Annotated in this window: 1 protein-coding gene; it reads left to right on the top strand. The window is 75.1% G+C overall.

Features of this window, described 5'->3' with window-relative positions; genetic code table 11:
- Nucleotides 1-30: 30 nt before the first annotated feature.
- Nucleotides 31-373: TetR family transcriptional regulator (locus ACSNOB_RS32030; protein ID WP_436691190.1), on the top strand; the 343-nt coding region annotated here is incomplete at its 3' end.

The following is a 373-nucleotide window of genomic DNA, read 5'->3' as shown; positions in this document are numbered from 1 at the left end:
ACCGACGGCGAACTGCGCCCCGGCGACCGGGTGCCATCGACGCGTCAGCTCGCCATCCGGTGGAATGTCGCCCTCGCGACCGCGACGAAGGCGCTGACCACCCTGCGTCAACAGGGGCTGGTCCGGGCGGAGCCACGGGTCGGCACGGTGGTGACCCAGCCCGAGCCGGCCGCGGTCGCCGACCCGCCGCGGCACGCACCGCGTGTCGCGGCGGGGTCCGACCGCCAGCTCAGCGGCGAGCGGATCGTGCAGGTCGCGATCGAGATCGCCGACGCCGAGGGCCTGGAGGCGCTGTCGATGCGCGGGATCGCCGCGCGGCTCGGCGCGTCGACCATGTCGGCCTACCGGCACGTGACCAGCAAGGACGACCTCG

The organism is Micromonospora sp. URMC 106 (assembly GCF_051386395.1).
GTDB lineage: Bacteria > Actinomycetota > Actinomycetes > Mycobacteriales > Micromonosporaceae > Micromonospora.
Note: the sequence above shows the minus strand (reverse complement) of the source record. Positions and strands in the feature narration are given on the sequence as shown.